Annotated in this window: 7 protein-coding genes; all 7 read right to left on the bottom strand. The window is 48.0% G+C overall.

Going from position 1 to position 8,056, the window contains the following annotated elements:
• Positions 1-518: 518 nt before the first annotated feature.
• Positions 519-1,490, bottom strand: coding sequence for a tRNA dihydrouridine synthase DusB (gene dusB, locus ACTQ1O_RS13795; RefSeq protein WP_441487757.1), 972 nt, complete (start codon positions 1,488-1,490; stop codon positions 519-521).
• Positions 1,490-1,828 carry a DUF6145 family protein gene (locus ACTQ1O_RS13790; RefSeq protein ID WP_441101497.1) on the bottom strand — a complete coding sequence of 113 codons (339 nt, stop codon included), beginning with the start codon at positions 1,826-1,828 and terminating at the stop codon, positions 1,490-1,492. Before ACTQ1O_RS13790 ends, dusB begins: the two co-directional genes overlap by 1 nt.
• A gap of 230 nt (positions 1,829-2,058) precedes the next feature.
• Complete coding sequence (locus ACTQ1O_RS13785; protein ID WP_441487756.1) at positions 2,059-2,865, bottom strand: biotin--[acetyl-CoA-carboxylase] ligase; 807 nt, start codon at positions 2,863-2,865, stop codon at positions 2,059-2,061.
• Positions 2,866-2,944: 79 nt separating this feature from the next.
• A complete protein-coding gene (gene argF / locus ACTQ1O_RS13780; RefSeq protein ID WP_441487755.1) occupies positions 2,945-3,949 on the bottom strand; it encodes an ornithine carbamoyltransferase in 1,005 nt (334 codons plus the stop codon).
• Between the two features lie 164 nt (positions 3,950-4,113).
• Positions 4,114-5,085 carry a cell wall hydrolase gene (locus tag ACTQ1O_RS13775; protein WP_441487754.1) on the bottom strand — a complete coding sequence of 324 codons (972 nt, stop codon included), beginning with the start codon at positions 5,083-5,085 and terminating at the stop codon, positions 4,114-4,116.
• A 708-nt stretch (positions 5,086-5,793) separates the two neighbouring features.
• Positions 5,794-6,570, bottom strand: a complete 777-nt coding sequence (locus ACTQ1O_RS13770) for a TrmH family RNA methyltransferase (RefSeq protein WP_441487753.1) — start codon at positions 6,568-6,570, stop codon at positions 5,794-5,796.
• 420 nt (positions 6,571-6,990) lie between these two features.
• Complete coding sequence (gene pfkA, locus ACTQ1O_RS13765; protein WP_441101501.1) at positions 6,991-7,983, bottom strand: 6-phosphofructokinase; 993 nt, start codon at positions 7,981-7,983, stop codon at positions 6,991-6,993.
• Positions 7,984-8,056 lie beyond the last annotated feature (73 nt).

The raw sequence follows: 8,056 nt of genomic DNA, 5'->3' as shown, positions 1-8,056 counted from the left end.
CTCTCATAAAAAAGATTGATTCGTTCAGAATTAACACTTGGCTAATTCATCCCTTTTTACTGTTTTAAAGGATCGTAATCACTTCATGTATCGTTCATCTGAACGTTACATGAAGTGATTACTCATCGATCGTTCAAACAAAAATTTATAAAACTTCATTTGAATTTTCGAGGATGTGTTTTACTGTTCAGTTGTCAATGTTCACTGCCTGCCGTAGATAAAATCATTTCTCTTGCGACAGCTCACTTAGAATACCACGGGTTCCAGGGAAAAGTCAACAGCCTTTTTAAATTTTTTCTCTTTTTTTAAAAACTTGTGTTTTTACCCAGAATTTAGCCCAATATATAGTAACTTTTATAAGAACATCATGCAAATACGGAATTCCTAATGCAGCAAACCGCCATACCCCGCAAGCAGACGTTTCAAACTGTATAACGCGTGCGTGTCAATGGTTACTTTTAGAAAAAGCAGTTTTCGGAAAACGGTCGCTTTCGAAATTAAGTGCGTCATGGATGTCGCTATATAAGCGTTTCCCTCAGCAGCTCTCGTATCTCGTCACCCGTATCCACTTCGTTAATCCGCCTGCGAAGGGATGCAGAGTTCGGGAATCCTGCCGTGTACCAGGAAATATGCTTCCGCATTTCCCGGATGCCAGTGTATTCCCCTTTATATTGAACCATCAGATCCATCTGGCGAAGAATCATGTCATATACTTCTTTCGGCGCTGCCTTTGAAATAATCTCACCCGTCTCTAAATAATGAATAACCTGATGAAAAATCCACGGATTTCCCCGGGCAGCCCTCGCGATCATAACGCCATCCACGCCGGTCTCCCGCATCATTTTTTCTGCCTTGCGGGGAGAATCCACATCACCGTTTCCAATTACAGGGATCGAAACCGCATTCTTTACCTGGCGAATGATCTCCCAGTCCGCCTCCCCGGAATAATACTGTTCCCGTGTTCTTCCATGTACCGCAATTGCGGAAACGCCGGCATCCTCCATCCGTTTCGCCACCTCTACCGCATTCACCGAGTCCAGATTAAATCCCTTTCGGATCTTTACGGTTACGGGTTTCCGGATTTTTCTCACAACAGCGGATATAATTGCCGCTCCACGCATCGGATCCTTCATCAGCGCCGAGCCTTCCATATTGTTAACGACCTTCGGTACCGGACAGCCCATATTAAAATCCAGGATTTCAAAAGGAAGATCCTCAATCATTGCTGCCGCCTCTGACACAGAGTCCGGATCACTTCCAAAAAGCTGGAGCGAGACAGGATGCTCCGTTGGATCCGTTCTCATCAGCGCCTGGGTATTCCGGTTTTTATATAGTATAGCCTTTGCGCTCACCATTTCCGTGCAGACAAGGCCTGCTCCCTGTTCATGACATAAAACACGAAATGGCAGGTCTGTGACACCTGCCATCGGTCCAAGTATTACGGGATGATCAATTATGACATTGCCGATTTTCAATGGCCGAATCTTCATCAGTTACCACCGCCCGCAAATATTTTATAAAACAGTTCCATAGATTCAAAGAGCTCCTGTTTCTCCTCGCGAAGCTTCTTCACTGCAAGACCTGCCCCTATGTCATCATACATAGCATCAGCCGGCTCCGCCTCAGTGCGAATTTCAAGATTGCCCTCCGGATCAAACTCCAGGACGATAATTCCTCCACACTGTTCAGTAAAGGTGACACAAGTGATCTGCAGTTCGTCACGGATCTTCTGGGGAAGAATGGAAAAACTGTCATTAAAATAGTATTTCTTATCGTAATAATTTGCTCCGCAGAGCACAATATTCTTGTTCTTATCTTTATCGTTCATTCTCTGTTTTGTTATGAAATTATTCCGATTTGACCGGTGTGACCGGATCTTTTTATCGGATTATATCCTCTGATTTCTGCTCTCAATTATATTCTGTACCATATGTTCTGTACCGGCTGTTTCGAATGGATGGATTCTATCTTATCCATCCATTCATCTGATGTCCGTTATCCCGAACCTGATAGTTGCCATTCTCTGTCCGCTTTTCTACAGACTTCATGTGCCAGTCCTCAGACATAACCGTAAATTCCACGAACCGATACCTCGCCGGCAAAAACCTTCTCTGTCGTTCCGGTATCTTCTCTCTTCACCAACAATTCACCAAACCGGTCGATTCCCAATGCGGTGCCGCTGTACGGATTGCTCTGATTCATGACCCTGACCTTCCTGCCCCGGTTTGCAAGGATCGCCTGGTAACGGTCCATCAGGCCTGTCAGATCACCGGTCTCAAGAAAAACATCGTAATATCTGCCAAATGATTCCAGTATCCCGGCCGCGATGCGATCGCGGTCACATTTTCTCCCCGTCTCGAGGAATACGGAAGTCGCTTTATCTCTCAGATCCTGTGAAAAACGGTCCATGTTCACATTTATGCCGATTCCGGGAACCAGATAATCCCCGTTTGGTCCCATTTCCGTGAGAATGCCGCAGAGCTTCTTTCCTCTGCACACGACATCGTTCGGCCATTTGATCCCGGTATCAATTCCGGTCACATCGCGGATTCCGTCCGCCGCTCCGAGCCCCATTACAAGAGTGATCATCGAAATCCTACTTATTTCAATTTCCGGACGCAGAACGAGGCTCATTGATATGGAAGTGCCCTCAGGAGATCCCCATGATCTGCCGCGGCTTCCCTTACCTGCCGTCTGCGTATCCGCAAGGTACACGCTCCCGCCGGGAGCACCTCCTTCCGCCTCCTGTCTGGCCCAGTTATTGGTAGAATCTACAGATTCCATATAGTGAATGATCCAGCGGTCCGTGCGTAGCATGCTTTGTATCCGGTCTGCACTCAGATGACTGTTTATTTCTTCCTCCAAGATCCGCACCTCTGTTTTTTCTTCAGTTGTCATACATCTGACTGTTACTGCTGCCACTTCTGTACGTTACGTTTCCAGGTCAGAGCAGTCCGCGGTCCGCGCCGAGAGTTGCAGCCATGACTGCTTTAATCGTGTGCATTCTGTTCTCCGCCTCGTCAAATACAAGAGACTGATCCGATTCAAAAACCTCATCGGTAACTTCCATGTCATTCAGACCATATTTATCATGAATCTGCTTCCCGATTTTTGTGCCGAGATCATGGAAGGACGGAAGACAATGCAGGAAAATTGCATCCGGTCCGGCTGTCTGCATTACTTCCTTTGTAACTTTATAAGGAGTCAGATCCCGGATTCTTTCTTCCCAGACAGCGTCCGGTTCTCCCATAGATACCCATACATCGGTGCAAACAATATCCGCGTCCCGTACGCCTACACTGACATTTTCCGTCAGCGTAATGGAACCGCCGCTTTCCTCTGCCCACTCTTCACACTGGGACACCAGCGCGGCATCCGGGAAATACTTCTCCGGCGCACATGCAACATACTTTAGTCCGAGCTTCGCGCAGACTACCATATAAGAATTGCCCATGTTGTAGCGCGCGTCACCAAGATAGACCAGCTTCAGCCCTTTCAGTTTTCCGAAATGTTCACGGATCGTCAACATATCCGCGAGCATCTGTGTCGGATGATATTCATTTGTCAGTCCATTCCAGACAGGAACCCCGGCATATTTTGCAAGCTCCTCTACGATATTCTGACCAAAACCCCGGTATTCAATACCTTCGAACATTCGTCCGAGCACGCGCGCGGTATCAGCGATGCTTTCCTTCTTACCGATCTGCGATCCAGACGGATCCAGATAGGTACTGCCCATTCCGAGGTCATGCGCGGCCACCTCGAAGGAACAACGGGTTCGTGTACTCGTCTTTTCAAAAATAAGCGCAACATTCTTTCCGCGAAGAGAATCTACCTGAATTCCTTTTTTCTTCTTCTCTTTATATTTTGCCGAGAGGTCAAGTAAATAGGTGATTTCCTCAGGTGTGAAATCTTTAAGCGTCAGAAAATTACGTCCCTTTAAATTCATCTCATTTTCCTCCTCCGGATAGATGCTGTGCGGTTTCGGCTCTCCTTCCGAGCCATATGGCTTGATTTTAACTCATATCAATTAAAAAAACAAGAAAGAGGCTGACTGCGCAGCCTCCTTCTGTCCCTATATCTGCTTGATTCATTTGGAAAACCTTGTACGAATTAATAGAATGTCTGATTTCCAATTGTGAGTCCGCTTCCGCCGCCTGCATGGAAGTAGAGACAGCTGCCCACGGGATTCGCACCGTTGATCGCATCCTGTGCCGCGGCATAACAGTCCGCATCGACTCCGGATGCAAGAGTGGCTGCGAGGGCTCCGCTCGATGCCGGGGTGAACTGCCCGCTCTGGTAAATAACCCCGGAGATGGTGTTCGGAAAAGAGGCACTGTTAACACGGTTAAGAACGACCGCTCCTACTGCAACCTTTCCGGTATAGCTTTCCCCTCCCGCCTCGCAGTGAATCAGTGCAGCGAGAAGATTGATATCATCCTGCGAATAGGAGCTGTCCACGGTATTCGTCGTGGTGTCCGGCACAATTCCGGTCTCCGCTTCAAATTCTGCAAGCGTAACCGCGTCATGCGTATCCGCGTTGACGGCAATGGCATCGGTAGAGATGTAACCCGTCTGGCCGTTTACCTTCACCTTGAACCAGCCGTTGTCTGCGCTGATCAGTGTCACACCCGCCTTGTCCTCCAGCGTCATGAGAACAGGGCTTCCCGTGCTCTCACCGGAATAGACCGGTGTACCCGCTATGTTCACAGTCCCATAGACCGTATTTTTCTCCAGGTATTCTGCCTCTGCTTCCGCGCCAGTCACCAGAAGATCGGAACTTACGTATCCTTCAATATTTCCGGAGGAGATCTTTGTCCAGCCATTCTCCTCACCCTCGACAGTTACCAGGGCTCCCGGGGTAAGAACCCCCACACAGTCGCTGGAAGAATCCTCTCCGCTGCGAATCAGTGTATAACCATTCGAACTGGTAAGATCCGCGACCGCCTTGTCCGCCCAGTTCTCTACAAAATACGGGTTGTTGTATACCGACGCATTCGTATCTGCGTACACCGGTGCTGTCATCGCCGTAGTCATTGCAAAAATACAGCCACATACTGCAATCGTTTTCGTTTTGTTTTTCATAAAATCCTCCTGTGGAATGAGATAATCTCCGGAATAAATCCCGGCTTGGCCGGCCCCGACAGACGCATCCCCCTCGTCTTTCGCCACAGCTCCGGCTCACGGAAATCCGCTCATAATATTGAAATCGGATTTAAGATTATTTCATATTTGTTAATATTTGTTACAAAATGGAAACCAACTACAAGTTCGGCATTATAGCATTGCGTTTTTTGCTTGTCAAGCCGTCCAAAAAACGGCCGGGTTTTGATATGATTAATTCAGAACACTCTGGTTTTATGTAGACATATCGGATATAATATCAGATATATTTGTGCGTTTGTCTTTAATATCAGACATATCATCTGCTTATATCTGTCGGTATTGATGGGAGTAATTATTACGACAAAGTATTATCTGGATTCAAAAGAGATCTGCAGATTACAGCATTTTCGGAATTGAAAAGAGGTCTGCGGATTGCAGCATTTTCGGGAATTGAAAAGAGGTCTGCGGATTGCAGCATTTTCGGAATTGAAAAGAGATCTGCGGATTGCAGCATTTTCGGGAATTGAAAAGAGGTCTGCGGATTGCAGCATTTTCCCGAGTTGAAAAAGAGACCGGATGATTCAGGCAAGTTTTCTGAAAGAGATATAAATCATATGGATAAAAATCTGCCTCGCCCCGCGAGATGAAACTTTTGTTTCTAAGTCACACGGGGCAGGATGGGTTCCGTCATCTCTGATCATGCGCCGCATACATCAAAAGAGCGGACGCGACAGCCGCATTCAGAGATTCTACCTTTCCCTCCATAGGGATCCGGATCAGCACATCAGCCTTCGCGGAAAGCACATCACTGAGACCGTTTCCCTCATTTCCGATCAGAAAGGCAGTTCCGCCGGTGTAATCCTCACCGCGATAGGTATTTTTCCCCTTGAGATGAGCAGCAAAAATTCTCACCCGCTTCTCCTTCAGCCAGCTGCAGACATCTGCGAGGTCGTCTTCTCTGCGGAACGGGACCCTGTAAATTGATCCCATTGTAGACCGGATCACCTTGGGCTGAAATACATCCGCAGTCCTGCTGCTCATAAAGATTCCGGTTACGCCGGCTCCTTCTGCAGTCCGAAGGATTGTTCCGAGATTCCCCGGGTCCTGCAGGTCCTCCAGGATCATCACGAGCGATGCGCGTCCGGATCCTCCGAGAAGCTGTTCCCGTGTGTACTCCGGCATTACGGCAACCGTAAGTATGCCCTGAGGTGTCTTCGTATCACACATTCGTTCAAAAACCGCGTCCGAGACGGTTTCGAACGAGATTCCCTTCAACGTATCGTCTGATCTGTGTTCATTCAAAAATGTTTCGGAAACAAATACATTCTTCCGCAGTTTTTCCGGAGTTTCCCGAAAAAGCTTAAGGCCCTCCGCCACGAAGCAGTGATCCTCCCTGCGGACTTTGGATTTTTTATTTAATTGGATTACCCTCTTAACCTGAGCGTTTGTTATACTGGTGATCACCGTCATCTTCTCCTGCTTCTCTGTTCTGTTAATTTCATGAAATATTTTGGAGTCTCGTAAAGCATTCAGAAAATTATCAAACCAATCCTATTACAAGGCGGCACTTTGTAAAGCCGCACCCGGTACATCAATCCGGTCAGCGAGATAAAACACGCTGCGCGAGTTTTATCTCGCTATCGCGACGCTCGCCGCACACGAATACTTCGCATTCGGCTGCGGCTCACTGTTCGCGTAATTAAACAGCGCTCTGCCCGGCAAAGAAAGAATGTTCTGCTATGGCTGCATCAATTGCAGGTCACAGCGCTTTTGTCATGACTTCCCGCACGGAATGCAAAAAGGCTGCCACACGAAATGAGTCCGGAAGAGATCTCTCTTCGTATTTCGTGTGGCAGCCCCTGCAGTAAACAGGCCCTGCGCCTGTTATTTCATGACATAGTTATAAGAAAGGGTCTTGGCAAGCTCAACCTCATATTCAGACAGAGACTTCTTCATCGCAAGTGCTTCGTTGATATCGAAATCGACAAACTGTCCATTCTTGTATGCGACAACTCTTTTGGTTTTTCCACTGATCAGCAGATCCACCGCATATGCCCCCATAATGGTAGCATACATTCTGTCCTTGCAGCTCGGACTTCCTCCACGCTGCATATGGCCGAGGATGGTGGCACGTGTGCCGATTCCGGTAGCTGCCTCAATCCGCTTTGCCATAGCCTGCGAGTGGCCGATTCCCTCTGCGTTGATGATGATGTGGTGCTTTTTGCCCTTCTTACGGGTCTCAATGATGTGATTGATGATCGTCTGCTCGTCATAATCGTATTTCTCCGGCAGAAGAACATCCTCCGCTCCGGATGCAATTCCGCACCAGAGTGCAATATATCCGGCATTTCTTCCCATTACCTCAATGATCGAACATCTCTCATGAGAAGTCGAGGTATCACGTACCTTATCGATGGCTTCCATTGCCGTATTCACTGCAGTATCGAAGCCGATCGTGTACTCTGTGCAGGCAATATCCAGGTCGATGGTTCCCGGAACGCCGATGGCATTGATCCCTTTATCCGCAAGCTTCTGGGCTCCCGCAAACGAACCGTCGCCGCCTACAACAACCAGTCCGTCAATCCCGTATTTGTTGCATGTGGCAACCGCCTTGTCGATTCCCTCGTCGGTGCGCATCTCTGCGCAGCGCGCGGAATACAGAATTGTTCCGCCCTTTCCGATAATATCAGAAACGTCCTTGGCATTCAGGTCAACAATTTCTTCGTTGATCAGTCCTTCATACCCTTTCAGGATTCCCTTAACCTTAAGTCCCTTGCCGATCGCACGACGGGTAGCCGCACGAACCGCCGCATTCATGCCCGGCGCGTCACCGCCACTGGTAAGGATACCTATTGTTTTGACTTTACTTTCTGCCATTATCGTTCCTCCGATTCTACACATTAGATGTATTCGATGTATCAGAATAACTGTAATTCCTGATTTCCGGGCT

The sequence above is a fragment of the Bilifractor sp. LCP21S3_A7 genome (genome assembly GCF_052118825.1).
Taxonomy (GTDB): domain Bacteria; phylum Bacillota; class Clostridia; order Lachnospirales; family Lachnospiraceae; genus Bilifractor.
The sequence above is the reverse complement of the archived record's forward strand: the minus strand, read 5'-3'. Positions and strand labels throughout refer to the sequence as shown.

What these genes read in the sequence shown, in the direction of transcription:
- dusB (WP_441487757.1), bottom strand. Translation starts at nt 1,490, where the DNA reads ATGAAGATTCGGCCATTGAAAATCGGCAATGTCATAATTGATCATCCC.
- ACTQ1O_RS13790 (WP_441101497.1), bottom strand. Translation starts at nt 1,828, where the DNA reads ATGAACGATAAAGATAAGAACAAGAATATTGTGCTCTGCGGAGCAAAT.
- argF (WP_441487755.1), bottom strand. Translation starts at nt 3,949, where the DNA reads ATGAATTTAAAGGGACGTAATTTTCTGACGCTTAAAGATTTCACACCT.
- ACTQ1O_RS13775 (WP_441487754.1), bottom strand. Translation starts at nt 5,085, where the DNA reads ATGAAAAACAAAACGAAAACGATTGCAGTATGTGGCTGTATTTTTGCA.
- pfkA (WP_441101501.1), bottom strand. Translation starts at nt 7,983, where the DNA reads ATGGCAGAAAGTAAAGTCAAAACAATAGGTATCCTTACCAGTGGCGGT.